This is a genomic window from Rhodococcus sp. PD04 (genome assembly GCF_035918275.1).
GTDB classification, from domain to species: Bacteria; Actinomycetota; Actinomycetes; order Mycobacteriales; family Mycobacteriaceae; genus Rhodococcus; species Rhodococcus rhodochrous.
This window is the reverse complement of sequence record NZ_CP142143.1, coordinates 3,236,549-3,255,923: the sequence shown is the minus strand read 5'-3', so window position 1 is coordinate 3,255,923 and position 19,375 is coordinate 3,236,549. Positions and strand designations below refer to the sequence as shown.

Annotated in this window: 18 protein-coding genes and 2 tRNA genes; 10 read left to right on the top strand and 10 right to left on the bottom strand. The window is 68.5% G+C overall.

The genetic code is table 11. The annotated features are described in order from the left end of the window. Position 1: 1 nt before the first annotated feature. Positions 2–2,038: a TPM domain-containing protein gene (locus U9J23_RS15025; RefSeq protein WP_272267287.1), complete on the bottom strand. Its 2,037-nt coding sequence runs from the start codon at positions 2,036–2,038 to the stop codon at positions 2–4. A gap of 86 nt (positions 2,039–2,124) precedes the next feature. On the opposite strand from U9J23_RS15025, the gene U9J23_RS15020 reads away from it, so the two are divergent. From U9J23_RS15020 to dnaG, 3 genes are all read left to right on the top strand, one after another. Next, positions 2,125–2,817 carry a YdcF family protein gene (locus U9J23_RS15020; RefSeq protein ID WP_085468424.1) on the top strand — a complete coding sequence of 231 codons (693 nt, stop codon included), beginning with the start codon at positions 2,125–2,127 and terminating at the stop codon, positions 2,815–2,817. 38 nt (positions 2,818–2,855) lie between these two features. Continuing rightward, positions 2,856–4,127 carry a deoxyguanosinetriphosphate triphosphohydrolase gene (locus U9J23_RS15015; protein ID WP_059380850.1) on the top strand — a complete coding sequence of 424 codons (1,272 nt, stop codon included), beginning with the start codon at positions 2,856–2,858 and terminating at the stop codon, positions 4,125–4,127. A gap of 79 nt (positions 4,128–4,206) precedes the next feature. Then, positions 4,207–6,102, top strand: coding sequence for a DNA primase (gene dnaG / locus U9J23_RS15010; RefSeq protein ID WP_085468423.1), 1,896 nt, complete (start codon positions 4,207–4,209; stop codon positions 6,100–6,102). Between the two features lie 4 nt (positions 6,103–6,106). On the opposite strand, the gene U9J23_RS15005 is transcribed toward dnaG, so the two are convergent. Beyond that, the gene (locus U9J23_RS15005; protein WP_059380852.1) at positions 6,107–6,352 is read right to left on the bottom strand and encodes a hypothetical protein; all 246 of its coding nucleotides are present in this window, start codon (positions 6,350–6,352) and stop codon (positions 6,107–6,109) included. A 148-nt stretch (positions 6,353–6,500) separates the two neighbouring features. On the opposite strand from U9J23_RS15005, the gene U9J23_RS15000 reads away from it, so the two are divergent. The 3 genes from U9J23_RS15000 to U9J23_RS14990 all read left to right on the top strand — a co-directional run bounded on the left by U9J23_RS15000 (position 6,501) and on the right by U9J23_RS14990 (position 7,342). Then, positions 6,501–6,573, top strand: a tRNA-Asn gene (locus U9J23_RS15000). Between the two features lie 192 nt (positions 6,574–6,765). Next, positions 6,766–6,839 (top strand) — tRNA-Ile (locus U9J23_RS14995). Between the two features lie 122 nt (positions 6,840–6,961). After that, positions 6,962–7,342, top strand: a complete 381-nt coding sequence (locus U9J23_RS14990) for a hypothetical protein (protein WP_080968136.1) — start codon at positions 6,962–6,964, stop codon at positions 7,340–7,342. Here the strand turns inward: U9J23_RS14990 and U9J23_RS14985 are convergent. Beyond that, the gene (locus tag U9J23_RS14985) at positions 7,339–7,785 is read right to left on the bottom strand and encodes a hypothetical protein (RefSeq protein ID WP_085468422.1); all 447 of its coding nucleotides are present in this window, start codon (positions 7,783–7,785) and stop codon (positions 7,339–7,341) included. The two genes, U9J23_RS14990 and U9J23_RS14985, sit on opposite strands and share 4 nt — an antisense overlap. A 437-nt stretch (positions 7,786–8,222) precedes the next feature. Here U9J23_RS14985 and nhaA point away from each other — a divergent pair, with 437 nt between their 5' ends. Beyond that, positions 8,223–10,076 carry a Na+/H+ antiporter NhaA gene (nhaA, locus tag U9J23_RS14980; RefSeq protein WP_059380894.1) on the top strand — a complete coding sequence of 618 codons (1,854 nt, stop codon included), beginning with the start codon at positions 8,223–8,225 and terminating at the stop codon, positions 10,074–10,076. 63 nt (positions 10,077–10,139) lie between these two features. Here nhaA and U9J23_RS14975 read toward each other — a convergent pair whose 3' ends face one another. Beyond that, the gene (locus tag U9J23_RS14975; protein WP_059380855.1) at positions 10,140–10,883 is read right to left on the bottom strand and encodes a TetR/AcrR family transcriptional regulator; all 744 of its coding nucleotides are present in this window, start codon (positions 10,881–10,883) and stop codon (positions 10,140–10,142) included. A 73-nt stretch (positions 10,884–10,956) separates the two neighbouring features. Between U9J23_RS14975 and U9J23_RS14970 the strand changes: the two genes are divergently transcribed. Beyond that, entirely contained in the window at positions 10,957–11,346 is a 390-nt protein-coding gene (locus tag U9J23_RS14970; protein WP_059380856.1) for a VOC family protein, read from the top strand. 10 nt (positions 11,347–11,356) lie between these two features. On the opposite strand, the gene U9J23_RS14965 is transcribed toward U9J23_RS14970, so the two are convergent. After that, positions 11,357–11,794 carry a VOC family protein gene (locus U9J23_RS14965; RefSeq protein WP_085468419.1) on the bottom strand — a complete coding sequence of 146 codons (438 nt, stop codon included), beginning with the start codon at positions 11,792–11,794 and terminating at the stop codon, positions 11,357–11,359. A 1-nt stretch (position 11,795) separates the two neighbouring features. Continuing rightward, positions 11,796–12,368 carry a DinB family protein gene (locus U9J23_RS14960; protein ID WP_272267289.1) on the bottom strand — a complete coding sequence of 191 codons (573 nt, stop codon included), beginning with the start codon at positions 12,366–12,368 and terminating at the stop codon, positions 11,796–11,798. A gap of 61 nt (positions 12,369–12,429) precedes the next feature. Here U9J23_RS14960 and U9J23_RS14955 point away from each other — a divergent pair, with 61 nt between their 5' ends. After that, positions 12,430–13,395: a helix-turn-helix transcriptional regulator gene (locus U9J23_RS14955; RefSeq protein WP_272267290.1), complete on the top strand. Its 966-nt coding sequence runs from the start codon at positions 12,430–12,432 to the stop codon at positions 13,393–13,395. Positions 13,396–13,423: 28 nt separating this feature from the next. Here U9J23_RS14955 and U9J23_RS14950 read toward each other — a convergent pair whose 3' ends face one another. The 4 genes from U9J23_RS14950 to U9J23_RS14935 form a co-directional block, all read right to left on the bottom strand. Next, positions 13,424–14,461: an alpha/beta hydrolase gene (locus U9J23_RS14950; RefSeq protein WP_080968131.1), complete on the bottom strand. Its 1,038-nt coding sequence runs from the start codon at positions 14,459–14,461 to the stop codon at positions 13,424–13,426. 199 nt (positions 14,462–14,660) lie between these two features. Then, a complete protein-coding gene (locus U9J23_RS14945) occupies positions 14,661–15,812 on the bottom strand; it encodes a thiolase family protein (protein WP_085468416.1) in 1,152 nt (383 codons plus the stop codon). Between the two features lie 31 nt (positions 15,813–15,843). Further along, positions 15,844–16,263, bottom strand: a complete 420-nt coding sequence (locus U9J23_RS14940) for a Zn-ribbon domain-containing OB-fold protein (RefSeq protein WP_059380861.1) — start codon at positions 16,261–16,263, stop codon at positions 15,844–15,846. 143 nt (positions 16,264–16,406) lie between these two features. Beyond that, positions 16,407–18,059, bottom strand: a complete 1,653-nt coding sequence (locus U9J23_RS14935) for an MBL fold metallo-hydrolase (protein ID WP_085468414.1) — start codon at positions 18,057–18,059, stop codon at positions 16,407–16,409. A 168-nt stretch (positions 18,060–18,227) separates the two neighbouring features. Between U9J23_RS14935 and U9J23_RS14930 the strand changes: the two genes are divergently transcribed. After that, positions 18,228–19,355, top strand: a complete 1,128-nt coding sequence (locus U9J23_RS14930; RefSeq protein WP_059380863.1) for an NDMA-dependent alcohol dehydrogenase — start codon at positions 18,228–18,230, stop codon at positions 19,353–19,355. The last annotated feature ends 20 nt before the right edge of the window (positions 19,356–19,375 follow it).

Sequence of the window (19,375 nt, the reverse complement as noted above, 5' to 3'; positions counted from 1 at the left end):
TCTAGAAGCGTCCGCCGCTCGATCCGCCGAAACCGCCGCCGCCGAAACCACCGCCACCGAAACCGCCCCCACCGAAACCGCCCCCACCGAAACCGCCGCCCCCGCGGCCGCTGTTGAGCACGCTGTTGATGAGGATGCCGCCGAGCACGGCGCCGGCGACGTTACCGCCCGACGAACCACCGCGGGGCGGACGGTGCTGGTTGTTCCAACGCTGCACGTCGTTCTGGGCGCTGCGCAGTGCCTGTGCGGCCAGCGACGCGGCGGACCGCGCGTACTGGACGGCGGCCGCCGGATCGGACTCGGCGGCCTGCTGAGCGGCCTGCAGGTGCCGCTGGGCCTCCGACAGGCGGGTGCGTGCCTGGGCGCCCACGACGCCCCGGCGCGTCCCGATGAAGTCGGCCGCGGCGGTGACCTGCGCCTGTGCTGCATTCAGGTCCTGCTCGAGTCGGCGCCGCATCTCCTCGGCCTGCTGCTTGGCCGCGCGCGTCCGGGCACGCAATTCGTCGAGCCGCGCATCGGCCTCGACGACCCGCGTGAAACTGCCCAGCGGGTCGGTGTGCTGCTCGGCCCGAGCGTGTTCGAGGGCATCTTGCACGGCCTTCATGGCATCGACGAATTCGGGACCGCCCGCATCGACGAGCTTCTTCGCGTCGGCGACACCCTGTTCGGCGTCCTCCATCGCGGCGGGAAGCGTCGCGATCGCGCGCCGGATGTCCTCCGCCGCGTGGTCGAGCGCGTCGAGCAGCGTCGCGGCATGCCCCAGAGCGCGTTCGGCCTCGCGGATCGCACGCACGGCGTCGCCTTGCTCACCGACCGGTCGCGCCACTGCGGTGCGACCCTGATCGATCGCATTCTCCGCGAACGAGATCTCCTCCTGCGCCAGTGAGACGTTGTCCACCACCGGGGTCAGGGCACCGGCGGGGAACTCCGAGTGCAACTGTCCGAGGGTCCGCTCGGCCTCCGGGATGCGGGCCGTCAGCGCGATCGCGCGCTGCGTGAGCCCGTCCAGACGGGCCGGAGCGTCGAGCAGCAGATTCCGCATCTTGTCGAACGCCTCGACCTGCGCGTCGAGTTCGCGGTTCGCCTGCCCACACGAGGAGACGAGCTGCACGAGCATGTCGCGCTGCTGTTCGGGTGTCTCGGGGATGTCGTCGTCGAGGCGCTGACGGATCTCGAAGGCGTTCGCCAACGCGACCTGCGCCTGCCGGTGCGCGCGGTCGAAGGGAGCCACCGCCGAGTCCCCGAACTCGCCCCGGGCGAGCTCGAGCGCTTCGGCACTGGACCGCACCGCGTTGTCGGTGTCCACCAGGAGGGTCTGCGCGTACTGGTCGAGACCCTCGATCGGCAGACCGCGCAGGGCGGTCGTGTCGGCCGGATCGATCTGCGCGGCCTGTGCGGCACCGGCCTCGGCGCGCTTCTTCTTCGACCGCCGGTTGTAGGCGTAGACACCGGCACCGCCGGCCGCGATGACACCGCCGCCGACGAGCAACGTCGTCACCGGAGCGGCGGACGGGGCGAGGGCGTTGATCAACCCGTCGGCTGCGCCCACGGCGGCACCCGCCCAGTCGCTGTTGCGCAAGGCCGGCACGACGTCGGACGAGCTGATCCGGTCACGCTCGCTCTCGGAGATCTCCGAACCCGTCGGTGTCCACAACGCGAACTCGCGGTCGTCGGTCGCGACCGCCAGCAGCGCGGTGTCGGGACCGAAATTGCTCGCCTGCGCGGTGGCCTGCGCCCAACTGTCGTAGTCGCGTCCGTCGAAGCTCGACACGTAGGTCACCCACAACTGCAGACCGTGCTCGTCGTACAGAGTGTTCGTCGCTTCCTGGATCCGTGCGACGTCGGCGTCGTCGAGCACGCCCGCGGTGTCGGTGATCGGCTGGGGGAGCCGCGAGGGTGGCTCCGCGGAGGCCGCCGCGGGAAGGAGCAGCCACGCGGCCACTGCCAGCAGGGCGGGGACGAATGCGAGCGCGGACCGTGCTGGTCGCCGGAGCGGTGTTGCAGGTCGCCGGAGCGGTGCGGCCGATACGTGTGCCATGGAATCGAATCTAGTGGCTGTGGGACGAGGACGGGGTCGGCGCGTCGTCGGGTCGACGTGTTCGCGTTCGCTGGCAGAATCAGGGGGTGAGCACCGCATCCCGCCGCACCGGCACCACCGCGACGTACACCGGGGACGACCTCGGCGTCGGCGCGCGCATCGCGCGCTGGCTCCGGCGACTGATCGTCGGGGTGCTGCTCGCCGCCGTCCTCGTCGTCGGCGGCACGGCGCTGCGGGTGTGGCAGGTCGCGCGGATCGACGACCGCACCCCCGCCGACGCCATCGTCGTGCTCGGTGCCGCGCAGTATTCGGGCACACCCTCGTCGGTCTTCGAGGCCCGCCTCGAGCAGGCCCTCAAGCTCTACGAGGCGGGCGTGTCGCCGCGAATCGTCACCGTCGGCGGCAAGCAGGAGGGCGACCTGTTCACCGAGGCCGCGGCGGGCAAGAACTATCTCGTCTCACGAGGGGTGCCCGCCGAGTCGATCGTCGCAGTCGAGGAGGGCTCGGACACGCTGCTCAGCGTCGAGGCCGTCAGCCACGAGATGTCGGATCTGGGTCTGTCGTCGGTCGTGCTCGTCAGCGACCCGTGGCACTCGCTGCGCACCCGGACCATGGCGCGCGACGCCGGTCTCGACGCCTGGACCGCCCCCACCCGTCAGGGGCCGGCGGTGTTCACCCGCGAGTCGCAACTGCACGGCATCGCCCGCGAGACCGGCGCATTGATCTGGTACCAGATCACCCATTTCTCCGCCGATTTCCCGTACACGGCGCAGCAGTGAGGCGGAACGTAGGGTCTTCGGTGACGGAAGGCAGTGTGATGCAGGGCTACAGCGAACACGATCTCGAACGGCGCGTCGCCGAGCCGCGCAAGACCTCGGCGCTCGCCGGGTCCGAGGGAGCGGCGTCCGAGCGGACCGCCTTCGCACGCGACCGTGCACGCGTGCAGCACTGTGCGGCCCTGCGCCGCCTGGCCGACAAGACACAGGTCGTCGGCCCCCGCGACGGCGACACCCCGCGCACCCGCCTGACCCACTCGATGGAGGTCGCGCAGATCGGCCGCAGCATCGCCGAAGGGCTCGGCGCCGACCCCGATCTCGTCGACCTCGCCGGCCTCGCCCACGACATCGGGCACCCGCCCTACGGGCACAACGGCGAGCGGGCACTCGACGCGGTCGCCGAGTCCTGCGGTGGCTTCGAGGGCAACGCACAGAACTTGCGCATCCTCACCTGCCTCGAACCGAAGATCCTCTATCCCGACGGCACGAGCGCGGGCCTCAACCTCACCCGGGCCTCGCTCGACGCGACGCTCAAGTACCCGTGGACGCGTCCGCGCCCGGGCGCGAAGTTCGGTTCGTACGACGACGACGCCGAGGTCCTCCACTGGATCCGCGAAGGGGCACCCGAGCGCCGCAAGTGCCTCGAGGCGCAGATCATGGACTGGTCCGACGACGTCGCGTACTCGGTGCACGACCTCGAGGACGGCGTGATCGACGGTCGCATCGACCTGCGGATGCTCGACGATCCCGACGAGGTCTCCGGGCTCATCGAGGTGGGCATGCGCGAGTTCTCCGGTCTCGACCCGGCCGAGCTGACCGAGGCGGCCAAGCGGTTGTCCTCCATGCCGGTGGTCCGCGCCGTCGGCACCTTCGACGGCACCCTCGCCTGCTCCGTCGCGCTCAAGAAGCTGACCAGCGAGCTGGTGGGCCGCTTCGCCAACGCGGCGATCCTCGGAACCCGGGAGGCGACGGAGGGCCGGCGCGTGACCCGATACGACGCCGACCTCGTGGTCCCGCCGATCGTGGTCTCGGAGGTCGCGTTGCTCAAGACCATGGCGCTGCAGTTCGTCATGTCCGACCGCGCCCACCGCAGCCGCCAGGAATCGCAACGCGAACGCATCCACCGCGTCGCCGAGTGGTTGCTGCGCACCGCTCCGGTCGGTCTCGACCCGTTCTTCGTCGCCGCCTGGAAGGCCGCGCCCGACGACGCTGCGAAGGTGCGGGTCGTGGTCGATCAGATCGCGTCGTGCACCGAGTCGCGCCTCGAACGGATCGACCGGGACAGCCTCGCCGCGCAGGCGAGCTGGGGCTGACGGGACTCGAGCGAACGCGACGGCCGGTCGTGCCCGACCGTCGTGCCGGGCAGTCTGCGCCGCGGCTTAGACTCGTCTCGTGGCCGGCCGTATTTCAGACAGAGACATCGCGGCCATTCGCGACCGCGTGCGCATCGAGGACATCGTCGGCGAGTACGTCGCACTCAAGCGCGGGGGCGCCGACTCGCTCAAGGGCCTGTGTCCCTTCCACGACGAGAAGTCCCCGTCCTTCCACGTGCGGCCCAATCACGGGCACTACCACTGCTTCGGTTGCGGTGAGGGCGGCGACGTCTACTCGTTCCTGCAGAAGATCGAACACGTCAGCTTCGTCGAGGCCGTCGAGCAGCTCGCCGAGCGTGTCGGCTACACGCTGAACTACGAGGGCGGCGGTCCTTCCGTCCAGCGCGACCGGGGCACTCGTGCCCGGCTGGTCGCGGCGAACGCGGCCGCCCAGCAGTTCTATGCCGAGCAATTGCGCACGCCCGACGCCCAGGCCGCCCGCGAGTATCTGACCGAACGAAACTTCGACCAGGCGGCCGCCGAGACGTTCGGCTGCGGCTATGCACCCGCCGGTTGGGACGCGCTCACCAAGCACCTCCTCGGCCAGGGGTTCGATTTCTCGGAACTCGAGGCCGCCGGACTGTCCCGGCAGGGACGCCGCGGTCCGATCGACCGTTTCCACCGTCGTCTGCTGTGGCCCATCCGCAATCTGGCGGGCGACGTCATCGGCTTCGGTGCCCGCCGTCTGTACGACGACGACCAGATCACCGCCAAGTATATGAACACGCCGGAAACGGTGCTGTACAAGAAGTCTCAGGTACTGTTCGGTCTCGACCTCGCCAAGCGCGAGATCGCCAAGTCGCACCAGGCCGTGATCGTCGAGGGATACACCGATGTCATGGCCATGCACCTGGCCGGTGTGAAGACCGCGGTCGCCGCGTGCGGCACCGCCTTCGGTGACGAACATCTCGCGCTGCTGCGCCGCCTGCTCATGGACGACAGCTTCTTCCGCGGGGAGATCATCTACACCTTCGACGGCGACGATGCCGGTCGCGCGGCGGCGATGAAGGCGTTCGGGGGCGATCAGAAGACCGCCGCGAAGACCTACGTCGCGATCGCCCCCAAGGGTATGGATCCGTGTGAGTTGCGGCAGCAGTCGGGCGACGGCGCGGTGCGCGACCTCGTGGCCCGCCGCACCCCGATGTTCGAGTTCGTCGTGAAATCGATTCTCGCCGAACACGATCTCGACACCGTCGAAGGTCGTGTGGAGGCCCTGCGCCGGTGTGTCCCCGTCGTCGGCCGGATCAAGGACCGCACGATCCGCGACAACTACGCGGTGCAACTCGCGCACTGGACGGGGTGGGACGACATCCCCACCGTGCGACGGCGCGTGCAGGAGGAAGCGCGACGGGGAGTCCGTGCACCGGAAGCGAGGACGCGGCCTGCGACGGCCGCGGCGGAGCCCGCCTCGGCCTTGCGACGTCCCCGCCCGAACGATCCCGCGCTGTGGCCGCAGCGCGACGCGCTGAAGGCTGCGCTGCAGTATCCGGGCATCGCCGGGACCGTCTTCGACTCCCTGCCGCCCGAGACCTTCACCGACCCCGCCTACGCGGCGGTGCGGCGGGCCGTCGCCGACGCCGGCGGAACCGCAGCGGGCCTCGGGGGAGCCGAATGGGTCGACGCCGTGGGCAGGGCAGCGACCGATCCCGTCGCGCATTCGCTCGTGATGGAACTCGCCGTCGAACCCGTCCCCACCGAAGAGGACCGGCTGCCGCGCTACATCGGTGGCGTGCTGGCCCGACTGCAGGAGGTCTGGGTCGGCGAGCAGGTGGCCGAACTGAAGTCCAAACTGCAGCGCATCTCCCCGGCCACCGAGTCCGAGGAGTTCCACGCCCTGCTCGGCGACCTCATGGCGCTCGAACAGTACAGGCGGAGCCTGCTCGACCAGGCCATCGGTGACGGCCTGGCCGGCTGACGGTCTACTTCTTCAACTGGTCCCGCGGAATCATGATCGTGGTCGTCTCGTCGATCGGCTTCATCGGTTCGAGCTTGGGCTGAGGGCTGAGCGAATCGGCGAGCTTCTGCCGGCCCACCTCGATCGCCTTCTTCGTGACGGGGCTCGCGGCCACCGCCTTGGCCGTCTTGCTGAGCTGTTCGTACCTCGCGCGACCCGCTCGGGTGCCGAGCACGTACCCCGCAGCGACCCCGACCAGCAAACCCATCAATGTGTTGTCCTTCCACCCGTGACTGCGTCGTCCCCATCCTGCCCGATGACCCCGCAGCATGCCCACAAGCAGGCGATTTGGTGCTGCGGCGGGTGGGACGCTATGGTTTTTCACGCACCGGGGGAAACCGCGGAGCACCGCAGGACAATCCCCTGTAGCTCAATTGGCAGAGCATTCGACTGTTAATCGAACGGTTGCTGGTTCGAGTCCAGCCGGGGGAGCGCCTACAGAATCCTCCCACCCGTCACGGGTGGGAGGATTCTGTGCATCCGGGGGTCTGCTGATGCGGCAGAACATCCATGGATGTGATCTCTGTTACTTCGCACCCGGCAGAGTGTCGCCCGCTGTGTCCGGGTAGCATTCGATCGCGCCGTGCGACGAGTGCGGCACTGTGCGACGCGTGTCGTCGCGACGGGGCGGTAGCTCAGTCGGTTAGAGCCGCGGACTCATAATCCGCTGGTCGCGGGTTCGAGCCCCGCCCGCCCCACATCCTCTGCTCGCGGCCGCGAGATGTTCCTGCTCGGCGGAACGGTAGCGTTCGACCCCATGAGCACCCTTCGAGAAGTCGGCGAACGCGAGGCGTGGCGTTGCTGGTTGTGCGACGAGCCCGTGGACCCCGACATGTCGGTCAACGACCCGCGCGGTCCCAGTATCGACAGCATCAACACCGCCAAGAAGGGTGGTAAGGGCAAGGGCGGAGTCGAGCGACTCGCGCACCGCGCCTGCAACACCAAGAAAGGTGCCGTCAAACCCGTGGTGCCGTGGCCCGACCGGTTGTTCGTCGTCGACCCTGCGCCCATCATCGGCGTCGTCGAGCAGCTCACGCGCAAGGGTGGTCGCGTCGCCGTTGCCCGGTGTCCCGAGAAGTCGGACGCGGAGGACGCCTCGGAGTGGCTCCTCGACCGCTTGTCGCGCCTCGAGCCGGGAATGCGGTTCGACACCAGGATCGAGTCGGCCGGCGGCGGATACCTCCTCGTGCTGACGGCCTAGCCGGAAGCCAGCACCAGTCCGGAGTGATCCGGTGACTCGGCGGAGACCTCGATCTCGGTGAGCACCGTTCCGTCGTCTCTCAGCAGCGTGTAGCGACCCGGCATGAGCCCGGTGAACAGGAACCAGCCGTCGCTCGTCGTGACGATGCTGCGGTCGATGTACTGCTCGCACACGTCCAGTCCGATTAGGTGAACCGTGGCGGACGGGTGGAAGACGCCTCCGATCCGCCCGCTCGCCACCCCTCCTATCGCATCCGGTGGATCCGGATGGTCGCCGAGCTCGCCCGGACGCCGGATGGGCGCGCCGTCCGGCGGCGCACACACCGGGACCGAGGAGTGCGACGACCGGGCGTACGCGACCGTCGGGTCGGCCCCGCCGACCGAGACGGGCCGGTATGTCGTCGCCGCGATGAGCACCCCTGCTCCCACTGCGGCGAACAACATCCATCGAACTCTTCGGACCGTTCCCCTGTACAGCAACGGATCCACCTCCTCTCCGTAAGAGAACTTAGGAAAGTTGTTCTCGCCGAGGGTTATTCGGAACCGATGCTTCGGTGGATCGTGACGATACCCGGCGCGGACGCGCAGGGCTATCGTCCGTCGAGGCGACATGTAGTGGCGGAATGTAACGGTCGGGCTGTCGAAACGCCGAAATCGGTTGTTGGCACAACGATTCGGTCTAGTTTCGGGTGAGGTCGGTAGTCGGAGGGGTGCAATCCGCCTCCTGTACGGCGGAACCGGTTGCACTGTTGTGTTCGGACAATGCAGGTCCGAACAGCCGATACCGGAAATAATCGCCCCGGGGCCCGGCGTTGTGCGATGTCGTCGGCGTACTCACCGGCACCGAGTTGCTCGAAGCGGACTGCGGAACGAGGGAGCACATGACGGTCGACGAGAATCCGACGACGCTCCGCCGGGCGTCCGACCTTCTGGCAGGGGTCCGCGACGGCACGGACGACGACACGCTCGCGGCAGGCGTCGTACTCGCGGCGACCCTGATCGCTCTGGTCTGGGCCAACCTGGGCGACTCGTACGAGGCGTTCTGGCACACGCCGCTCAGCATCAGCATCGGCGACTACGGCATCGATCTCGACCTCGAGCACTGGGTCAACGACGCCGTCATGACGCTGTTCTTCTTCGTCGTCGGCCTCGAGGTCAAACGCGAGCTCACCATGGGAGAGCTCACCGACCGGACGCGCGCGGCGGTCCCGCTCGTGGCGGCAATCGCGGGTCTCGCCCTACCTGCGGGACTGTTTCTGCTGCTCAACCCCAGTGGGGAGGCCGCAGGAGCGTGGGGCGTCGTCGTGTCCACCGACACCGCATTCGTGCTCGGTGCGCTCGCGCTGGTCGGGCCCCGCTGCCCGGCTCGGCTGCGCGTCTTCATCCTCACGCTGGCCGTGGCCGACGACATCGGCGCCCTCGCCATCATCGCCTTCGTCTATACGGACAATCTGCAGCCGGTCTTCCTCATACCCGCGGCGATCGGACTGCTGCTGATCCTGCAGTTCCGTCGGCTCGAAGTGTGGCGGGGCGTCGTCTACTTCGTCGTCGCGGCCGGGACGTGGGTGGCGTTCTACGAGTCCGGCGTGCACCCGACCCTTGCCGGTGTGCTGATCGCGTTGATCCTTCCCGTCTATCCGCCGCGCCGCAGCGAGGTGGAACGTGCCGGCGAACTCACGCGGGCGTTCCGGCAGTCGCCCAACTCCGACTACGCGCGCGCCGCGCAACTCGGGGTGCTCCGCGCGGTGTCCGTGAACGAGCGGCTGTTACGGCTCTACCGGCCGTACACGGCGTTCCTCGTCGTGCCGATCTTCGCCCTCGCCAACGCCGGTGTGGTGATCTCCGCCGAGACCGTCGGCACTGCGATCCGGTCGCCGATCACGTGGGGCGTCGTCCTCGGTCTCGTGGTGGGCAAGCTGGTGGGCATCACCGCGGCCACCGCCGTCTTCTCGAGCCTGCGTCCGGGCAGCCTGCCGCCGGGACTCACCCTCTCGCACGTCGGTGGGGGTGCCGCGCTCGCCGGCATCGGGTTCACGATCTCACTGTTCATCGTGGATCTGGCGATCGAATCTCCCGAAGCGGCCAACGACGCCCGAATCGGCGTACTTCTCGCGGCTGTTCTCGCCACGGCGCTGGGCTGGGCTTTGTTCCGGCTGTCCGACCGCCTGAATCCGCCGCAGGGACCTGCCGGGCTCGTGCTGCTGCGTCCGGTGGATCCGGACCGCGACCACATACGGGGACCGGTCGACGCTCCGCTCACACTCGTCGAGTACGGAGACTTCGAGTGCCCGTTCTGCAGCAAGGCCACGGGCAGCATCCGGGACGTGCGCGGCCATTTCGGCGACGACCTGCGGTACGTCTTCCGGCACCTGCCCCTCGACGAGCATCATCCCCACGCGCGGTTCGCCGCCGAAGCGTCCGAGGCCGCCGCCGCGCAGGGTCGCTTCTGGGACATGCACGACCACCTGTTCACCCACAGCGACGCTCTGTCCCGCGACGAGATCTACGAACACGCCCAGCAGTTGGGTCTCGACATGGACCGGTTCGACGAGGACCTTCGCCTGGGGCGGTACCGTCACCGCGTCGAGGACGATGATCTCGACGCCGAGACCAGCGACGTCTTCGGAACGCCCACCTTCTACCTCGGCGTCACCGGCTCGGACCTCACCCGGCACACCGGCCCGTTCGACGCGGCGACGTTGATCCGCCGCCTCGAAGCGGTGCGCGAAGGGTGATGCGATCCGGGTGGATCCGACCCCGGAAAACGGGGCCGGATCCACAGGAATCGTGACGGGCTCTCAGCGGATGGTGGGCACCCCGCCATTCGAGACGAGCGGTTCGAGTCCGTCGAGGACGCGTTGCAGTCCGAACTCCCACGCGTGGTGCGGGCTGTAGGCGGCGTTCATCTCCGCCCCGGCCGCCGCGCCCACCCGCTGCGCGAGGGGATGGTCGTCGCCGAGATAGTGCGCCAGGCGTTCGTTCCATCGCGCCCAGGCCTCGCCCATGTCGGCGGCGTGCGGGTCGGGGCGTCGCGCTCGGGCCGCGCCGCGAACGAAGTCCGCGACGAACGTGAGCGCGGCGTCGCGATCCGTGTCGCCGAGGGACGTTCCGTCGAAGGCGTGGAGTTCGTGGTCGTACTTCGCGATCGTGCCGGGTCCGAGGGACATGCGTTGATCGTCGACGTCGAGCAGCCACCAGTGCGCGGCGTAGTGCTCGAGTTCGGCCTCGGCGACCTGCCGTACCCGATCCCGCCACGACGGGAACTCGTAGGGCGGCCGGGATTGCCGAGCGTGGACCTCGTCGACCATGAGGACGATCAGATCGTCACGCGACCCGACGTGGGTGTAGAGGGCCATGGCGGAGATACCCAGATCGGTCGCGAGGCGACGGATCGTCACCGCGTCGAGGCCTTCCGCGTCGGCGACGGTGACGGCCGCGTCCACCGCGGAACTGGTGGTGACCTTGGCCTTCGGGCCACGTGAACCACCGGTCGGCGCATCGGGATGCTCGCGCCACAGCAGGTCGATCAGATCGCGCGCCATATATGCCTCCCGAAAACTCGCTCTCGGGAGTACTCTATACGTCGTACAAGGTTTATGTCCCGGGGGAGGTCCTATGAAAATCGGTTCCACAGCACTGTCGCTCAACGTCGCCGACACGGCCGCATCGGCAGATTTCGCGATCCGGCACTTCGGTTTCACCGAGGAGATGTCGGCGGACGGATTCGTCTCGTTGACTCACCCGGACGCAGGCTTCAACATCGTGTTCCTGCGTACCGGGCTGTCGACCTTCAAGCCCGAATCCGTCGCCGGCCCGGCCGGTCAGGGCATGCTCATCGCCTTCGTCGTCGACGACGTCGACACCGAGTTCGCGCGCATCGCGGAAGCCGGTGCGACGGTGGTGACCGAGCCGGAGACCGAGCCGTGGGGTGAACGGTACTGCCAGTTCGCCGATCCCAACGGGATCATCTGGCAGCTCGTCCACTGGGTCTCCGAACCGGCCTGATCCGCGAGGCTCAGTCGAGACAGAATTCGTTGCCCTCGGGGTCGGCCATCACGATGTGGCCGGCCCCGAACGGCGGTGCGGGGTCGTGACGTTCCAGCCGCGTGGCCCCGCGCGCGACGAGCCGTTCGGCCTCGGCTTCCAGGGCGGCCATGCGCTCGGCGCCGTCGAGTCCGGGCGCTGCACGCACGTCCAGGTGCACCCGGTTCTTGGCCTGCTTGCCTTCGGGTACCTTCTGGAAGAACAGCCGGGGTCCTGCTCCGTCCGGGTCGACGACGGCCGAGGCGTCGTTGCGTCGTTCGAGCGGCACCCCCATCGCGTCGAGTGCGTCGTCCCACGACACGAAATTGCCGGGCGGCTTCTGGAGTTCGTAGCCGAGGGCGTCCGCCCAGAAATCCGCGAGTGCCGCGGGATCGGCGCAGTCGAACGTGATCTGGATGTCGCGGGCCATGTCAGCTCGCCTCCTGTCGGGCGCGGGTACGGGTGTGCAGGTAGAGGTCCCGCAGGAGGCAGACCTCGGACAGATGGTGGATGAGTTCGCGGTGGATGTGCAGGACCAGCATGCCCATCGGGTACTCGGCGTACGGTCCTTCCGCTTCACCGCACGGCCGGGCGAGTCCGTATTCCCCGAGGGACTCGACGCCTGCGATCCACGTGGCGAGTTCGGCATCGAGCTGGGCGAGGGCCTCGTCCGCGGTCGCTGCGTACTCGAACGACGAATAGTCGGTGGGGGTGCGTCCGAAGTGGCTCGCATTGCGCATCGCCAGAACGCCGACGATCACGTGCCCGAGACGCCATGCGATGGTCGTGAACGGGGGTGGATCGGGTTCGGGGAACGCGAAATCGATGGTCATCGCCCCGGCTCCCGCCCGCACGGGAGCCGTGCCCGTCCCACGCGGCCGAACACTCCAGCAGTCCGGTGCGGGTTCGAAGAAGTACTCGTCGTCGGTGAGGCCGTCGAGGCGGCGGCGCACCGGATAGTCGAGTTGCTGTCGCAGTAGGTGATTCCAGTCGAGTTCTGTCATGGCTCCAGGTTGACGCATATTCCGGACAGATTCGGTCCGTGATCCGTGCGACGATCGTCGTGTGACCGTCGAGTCGACCACCGAACGGGTCCTGCGGGTGCTGGCGCTGTTGCAGAGCCGCCCGTCGTGGACGGCCGTCGAACTCGCCGCGGAACTCGGCGTGACCGATCGGTCGGTGCGCCGCGACGTCGATCGGCTGCGTGCCCTCGGCTATCCCGTCCGCGCGACTCCCGGCGTCGGCGGCGGCTACCAACTCGGTGCCGGCACGAGACTGCCGCCGCTGCTCCTGCACGACGACGAAGCGATCGCGACGGCGGTGTCGCTGCGACTGGCGTCGGGCAGCACGATCGCCGGTGCCGCCGAGGCGGCCCTGCGCGCACTGGCCAAGCTCGATCAGGTGATGCCACCGCGTCTGCGCGAGGAGGTACGGGCGATCTACGGCGCCACGGAGACCGTCGTCGGCGCGGGCACCGAGATCGACGCCGACACGCTGCTGGCGTTGGCCCGCGCGTGCCGCGACGCGACCCGCGTGCGGTTCCGGTACACCACCCGGCAGGAGGTGGACGACGAACGCACCGTCGAGCCGGTCCGGATGGTCGCCACGGGGCAGCGCTGGTACCTCATGGCGTGGGATGTCGATCGCGACGACTGGCGCACCTTCCGGCTCGACCGCATGCGCGACGTGACCCCCACGACGTGGCGGTTCCGGCCGCGGCAGCATCCCGATCCGGTGGCCTACGTCCAGCGGTCGGTGACGGAGTCCCCCTACCGGTACATCGCGCGGATCCGCTTGCGGGCGGACGCCGACCAGGTGCGCGACATGGTGCCACCGCAGGTCGGGCGGGTCGAGGACGACGAGGACGGGTGGTGCGTGCTCGTCGTCGGCGCGGACGATCCGGACTGGGTCGTGATGCACGTCGCGCGAATGGGTTTCGAGGCGGTCGTCCTCGAGCCGCCGGAACTTCGGGCGGCCGCGGACCGGCTCGCGACGCGCCTCGCCGCGATCGCTTCCCGCTCCGATCGGTGACGGGTCGACGCGGAATCCCGTTGCGGGATCAGGCCTCCGCGCCCATGGATTCGGCGAGGATCGGCCATGCCTTCCGGAGGTCGTCCTCCCAGTAGCCCCACGAATGTGTTCCGTCGGAATCGAGTTCGGCCGTGACCGGGATGTCGAGCGATTCGAGCCGGTCCACCAGCTGGCGCGTGCAGGCGTTCGTCGCGGCCTCGATCGCCCCGCCCGCGACGATCTGCGTCGCGAACGATTCGCCGGCCGCTCGTTCCTGACCCGGGATGTCGTACGGGCCGGGCAGGCCGTTGCGGCTCGACAGGTACAAGGCCTTGCCGCGCAGGCCTTCCGCGTTGAGGTAGACGTCGTGCTCGGCCCAGCGCGGACCGTCGGCCGGACCCCACATGTTCTCGACGTCGCCCTTGCCGCGGCGCTCGACGACGAGCCTCACGTACAGCTGACCGATCGGATCGCTGGTGCGCACGCATCCGCTGAGAGAGGCGACGCCGGAGTACAGGTCGCCGCTCCGGATCGCGAGGTCCAGCGCGGAGCCGGCGCTCATGGACATCCCGATGATCGACTGCTTGCCGTCGGTGTCCAGCAGCTCGTCGACGACCGGCGGCAGTTCTTCGATGAGGAAGGTCTGCCACTGGTTGCGGCCGAGGACCGGATCGTCGAGATCCCAGTCGGTGAAGTAGCTGAAGTTGCCGGTGGCGGGGATGACGACGTTGGCGTTCTTGTCCGAGAAGAACTCGGCGATGTCGCTGCTCTCCATCCATCCGGTGCCGTCGATCACGCCGACGCCCGCGCCGCCGAGGGCGTAGACGACCGGTCGGGGCTCGCTCGGGTCGGCCGGGCGCAGGACGTCGAGGGGGACGACGGTGTCCATGGCCGGGGAGTAGACGCGGACCGTCCAGTGCTGGTCGGTCACCTCGTCGACGCCATCGACGTAGGCGGTGGTGGGTTCGGCGTCGGGCTGCTCGGGATCGGCGTGCGCGGTGGCGGTGCCGAACACGAGCGCCGACAGGCCTGCGAGACCGACCGCAAGGCTGCGGAAGCCACGACGGGACGCGACGGATCGACGCACGGATGAACTCCTCGACTCGAAGTGATGCTGATGAGTCGTCCCCCGCGTTCGACCCGCTGAGCTGGACAGTACCTTCCTCCGGTTGCGAAAAGTGCCTCGGGGTGTTGTGATTCCGGACTCGCGGTGTCCCTGGGGCGAGTTCGGCCACCGCACTCGGGATCTCGTGCGGCGGCCGAACTTTCGTGCGGTTACGTGGTACTCAGAGTGACAGGATCGACGCGGCTGCGGTGCCGGGGGCACCGTAGACCTGGGCGAGGCCCACCTTCGGCTCGCCCGGAACCTGCCGCTCGCCGGCCCGACCACGCAGCTGCAGCACCAGTTCGTGGACCTGGCGGATGCCGGAGGCGCCGATGGGTTCACCGTTGGCGATGAGACCACCGTCGGTGTTCACCGGGAGGGATCCACCGATCTCGGTGGCGCCCTCGGCGATCAGCTTCTCCTGGTCGCCGTCGGCGCACAGCCCGGTCTCGGCCATGTGGATCACCTCCGCGCCGGCGTCGGTGTCCTGGAGCTGGGCGACATCGACGTCCTCGGGGCCGATCCCGGCGGCCTCGTAGGCGGCCTCGGCCGCGTAGACGGTGGGGGAGACGTCCTCCTCCACCGACGCCCACGTCGCGTGGACCTCGTACGCGCCGTATGTGCGGGTGCGAATCGCTGTGGAACGCAGGTAGACCGGCTTGTTGGTGGTGTACTTCGACACCAGGTCGCCACGGCACATGATCACCGCTGCGGCACCCTCGTCCGGCGCGCAGAACATCTTCGCCGTGAGCGGGTAGTTGAGCATCGGCGACGAGAGGATCTCCTCGATGCTGAACTCCGTGCGGCGGAAGGCCTTCGGGTTGAGGCCGCCGTTGCGATAGTTCTTCGCCGCGACCCGCGCGAGAGTCTCGTGCGAGATGTTGTGGTCGATGGCGTAGCGGTTCGCCTTCATGCCGAAGAATTTGGTGGTGACGAACTGTCCGTTCTCGGCGTACCAGGCGGGCAGGCCGAGCATGGCGGGATCGGCGGTGAAGGCGCCGCGGGGGTGCTTGTCGGTGCCCACAGCGATGCCGATGTCGTACTTGCCGGAACGGATCCCGTCGGCGGTCTGCTCGATCGCGCTGGCGGACGTCGCGCACGCGTTGAACACGTTGGTGAAGGGAATGCCGGTCAGGCCGACGAGGCGGGTGACGGCGTCGGTGTTGTCGACCTCGTAGCTGCCGCCGATGCCGAACTGGATGTCCTTCCAGGCAACGCCCGAGTCCTCGAGCGCGAGCTGGATTGCGTCTGCGGCCATTTCGATGGCCGACTTGGCGCCGAATCTACCGAACGGGTGAAGACCCACCCCGATGATGGCAACGTCGTTCATGATGTCGGGAACTCCTCGATGGGATGTGTACGGATCAGATCGGCGCGAAGGCCCACGTGACGATGTCGGTGCCCTCTTCGTCGGTGTAGAAGGGGACGAAGGTGAGCTCGACCTCCATGCCCGGGCGCAGTTTCTCGGGGTCGCTCTCCACGAGGCGGGCCTCGACGCGGACCACGTCGTCGAGCTGGACGAGGCCGAACGCGAAGGGTGTGAAGGTCGCCGCCGTCTCGTTGCCCGCGTAGGGCTGCTTCGGCACGAAGCCCTGCGTGGTCCATGCCACGAGCGTGCCGCGACGCGGCAGCAGCAGCTCCGAGATGTTCGCCCCGCTGCACCGGGGGCAGCGCGGCTGGGTGGGCCACGTGGTCGCGGAGCAGTCGTCGCAGCGGCTGCCGATGAGCTGCGGGTTCTCTGCCGGCCACGTGGATACGTCGGGCGCGAGCGCCTTCGTCGTCATGGTTCGTCCTCCGTTGTCCGATGCCGATGCGGCGGCCCTCGCCGCGGTCGAACATGAGGATCACGTTAGACGGAAATGCCATTCTCTACAATGAGAGGACGGATATCGCGCGAGACGATTCTCGCGGGAATGAAGGGAGCGGCTCAGAATCGGCGCCTCCGGCGAGGTGGTGGCTTGCGCCGACCCGGCCTCGAGTGGCGTCGGTGCTCCTCCGGGGGTGGGGCGCCCGTGCGGTATTCGTCGAGCACCCTCCGCATCGCGGCGATCGCGCGCTCCCGGGTGCGCGGATCGTCGATCTCGAGCAGCTGGTCGCGCAGGCCGGTGGCGAATTCGGCGTACTCGTTCTGCCAATCACGGCCGACGCGCACCGGTGCCGGCGGTGCGACCGTGGCGATGTGCTCGGGCGGACCGCCCGCCACGAGCCGGTATCGGGCGCCGATCTCCGGGACGACCACGTTCAGTCCGGCATCGAGTTCGTGCAGCGATGCCGTGAAGGCGGCGAGCGCATCGGGTTCTCCGTGGTCGAGGAAGACCGCACCGGAGATCGGCGCGCGTTGCCCGACCCATTGCACCAACTCGCCGCGGTCGGCGTGCGCGGAGTAGCTGTCGATCCGCCGGATCCGTGCCCGGACATCGATGTCCTCACCCGAGATCCGGACCTTCGGCGCACCCTCGAGGATCACCCTTCCGAGCGTGCCCTGCGCCTGATAGCCGACGAAGAGCACCGTCGAGTCGGGGCGGGCGAGGTTGTTCCGCAGGTGGTGCCGAACCCGTCCCGCCTCGCACATCCCGGAGGCCGCGATGATGATCGCGCGATGGTAGCTGTCGATCCGCATCGATTCCTCGGCCTCGGCGGTGTACCGGATGCCCGGATGGCGGAAGACGTTCCGGCCGTCGAGGTCCTCGAGTTCTCCGGCGTGTGCGGCGAAGACGTCGGTCGCGCGGATCGCGAGCGGGGAGTCGACGAAGACCGGCACCTCCGGAATGCGCTCGTCGTCGAGCAGGTATCCGATGTCGAGCAACAACTCCTGGGTGCGTTCGAGCGCGAACGACGGCACGATCAGGTTGCCGCCCCGCTCGAGTGCCTCGTTCACCTCCCGGGCCAGGAGGTCGCGGCGCTCGGCGATCGTGAGTCGAGGGCGTGAGCGGTCCCCGTAGGTGGATTCGCAGACGACGTAGTCGAGTCCGGTCGGACCTTCCGGATCGGCATGGAAGGCCTTCTGTTCCGGCCCCAGATCGCCCGAGAACAACATCCGCACACCGCCGGCCTCGATCTCCGCCGAGGCCGATCCCAGGATGTGTCCGGCATTCCACAGGCGGACCCGGAAACCGGGCGCCGGTTCGAACCACTCCTCGAGCGGTACCGGCCGGGCGCGTGAGGCGGCGAGCCGGGCGTCCTCCTCGGTGTAGATCGGGTGGAACTTCGCCCGGTTCGCGCGGTCGCGCCGCCGATTGCGGCGCTGGGCCTCGAACTCCTGGATCCGCGCCGAGTCGGCGAGCATGAACGAGAGCAGCTCGGCCGTCGGGGCGGTGCAGAAGATGTGGCCCTCGAAGCCCCGCGCGACGAGCTTGGGGAGCAGCCCACAGTGGTCGATGTGGGCGTGGGTGAGGATCACCGCGTCGATCGACTCGGGGGCGAACGCGAACTCCGCGACGTTGAGCTTCTCGAGGCTGCGCGAACCCTGGAACATCCCGCAGTCGACCAGGATGCGGGCGTCGCCGAGTTCGATCGTCGCGCACGAGCCGGTGACGGTTCTCGCCGCGCCGTGGAAGGTGAGTTCCGGATTGTCGGGCACGGCATCTCCTCGGACGGTCGGGCGGTGGTGACCCGCGGTGCTTCGGTCTCACGGTATCCGCGGGCGCATGTCGATCGGACCGGGACGAGGTCTAGAACCTGTTCCAATTCTGTGCGATTGTGTCTATCGTCACGTGCACAACCGGCAATGCGATGGAGGACGAGCCAGATGAAGACCAAGGGTGCAGTGCTGTGGGGCATCGACGAGCCGTGGTCGGTCGAGGAGATCGAACTCGGTGATCCCGTCGCTGGTGAAGTGCAGATCCGCATGGAAGCCGCCGGTATGTGCCACTCCGACCATCACATCGTCACGGGCGCAACCCCGATGCCGTCCTTCCCCGCCATGGGCGGTCACGAGGGCGCGGGTGTGATCACCAAGGTCGGCGAGGGAGTGGTGGGCCTCGAGGTGGGCGACCACGTCGTGCTGTCCTTCATCCCCGCGTGCGGGCGGTGTCCGTCCTGTGCCTCGGGGCACTCGAACCTGTGCGATCTGGGCGCCGGACTGCTCAGCGGCCAGGCGATCTCCGACGGCACCTACCGCATCCAGGCGCGCGGCCAGAACGTGATCGCGATGTGCCTGCTCGGCACCTTCTCGCCGTACATGACGGTCAACCAGAGCCAGGTCGTCAAGATCGACAAGGACGTGCCGTTCGAGCTCGCCGCCCTCGTCGGCTGCGGCGTGCCCACCGGCTGGGGTTCGGCGACGAACATCGCCGAGGTCAAGGCCGGCGATTCGGTTGCCATCATCGGCGTCGGCGGTGTCGGCATGAGCGCCCTGCAGGGTGCCGTGGCCTCCGGTGCGCGCCACGTCTTCGCGATCGACCCGGAACCGTTCAAGCGCGAGCAGGCGCTGAAGTTCGGTGCCACGCACACCTACGCCTCCATCGAGGAGGCCATCGTGCCGATCATGGAGATCACGTGGGGCCGCATGTGCCACTCGACGATCATCACCGTGGGCGAGATGAAGGGTGAGCTGGTCGATCCCGCGCTGACCCTCACGGCCAAGGGCGGCCGGTGCGTCGTCACGGCGATGGGCTACATGTCCGACATGGACGTCAAGCTCAACTCGTTCCTGTTCTCGATGCTCCAGAAGGACCTCAAGGGCAACATCTTCGGTGGCTGCAATGCCCGCGTCGACATCCCGAACCTGCTCGACCTGTACAAGTCCGGCCAGCTGAACCTGGCCGACATGGTCACGCGTACCTACACCCTCGAGCAGATCAACGACGGATACCGGGACATGCTCGAGGGCAGGAACATCCGCGGCGTCATCCGGTACACCGAAGCCGACTGGTGACCGGCACCGACCGGTGACCT

Bases quoted from the DNA above. Each gene is read 5' to 3' on its own strand.
- U9J23_RS15025 (WP_272267287.1), bottom strand. From the start codon at position 2,038: ATGGCACACGTATCGGCCGCACCGCTCCGGCGACCTGCAACACCGCTC.
- U9J23_RS15015 (WP_059380850.1), top strand. From the start codon at position 2,856: ATGCAGGGCTACAGCGAACACGATCTCGAACGGCGCGTCGCCGAGCCG.
- U9J23_RS14985 (WP_085468422.1), bottom strand. From the start codon at position 7,785: ATGTTGTTCGCCGCAGTGGGAGCAGGGGTGCTCATCGCGGCGACGACA.
- nhaA (WP_059380894.1), top strand. From the start codon at position 8,223: ATGACGGTCGACGAGAATCCGACGACGCTCCGCCGGGCGTCCGACCTT.
- U9J23_RS14975 (WP_059380855.1), bottom strand. From the start codon at position 10,883: ATGGCGCGCGATCTGATCGACCTGCTGTGGCGCGAGCATCCCGATGCG.
- U9J23_RS14970 (WP_059380856.1), top strand. From the start codon at position 10,957: ATGAAAATCGGTTCCACAGCACTGTCGCTCAACGTCGCCGACACGGCC.
- U9J23_RS14965 (WP_085468419.1), bottom strand. From the start codon at position 11,794: ATGGCCCGCGACATCCAGATCACGTTCGACTGCGCCGATCCCGCGGCA.
- U9J23_RS14960 (WP_272267289.1), bottom strand. From the start codon at position 12,368: ATGACAGAACTCGACTGGAATCACCTACTGCGACAGCAACTCGACTAT.
- U9J23_RS14940 (WP_059380861.1), bottom strand. From the start codon at position 16,263: ATGACGACGAAGGCGCTCGCGCCCGACGTATCCACGTGGCCGGCAGAG.
- U9J23_RS14930 (WP_059380863.1), top strand. From the start codon at position 18,228: ATGAAGACCAAGGGTGCAGTGCTGTGGGGCATCGACGAGCCGTGGTCG.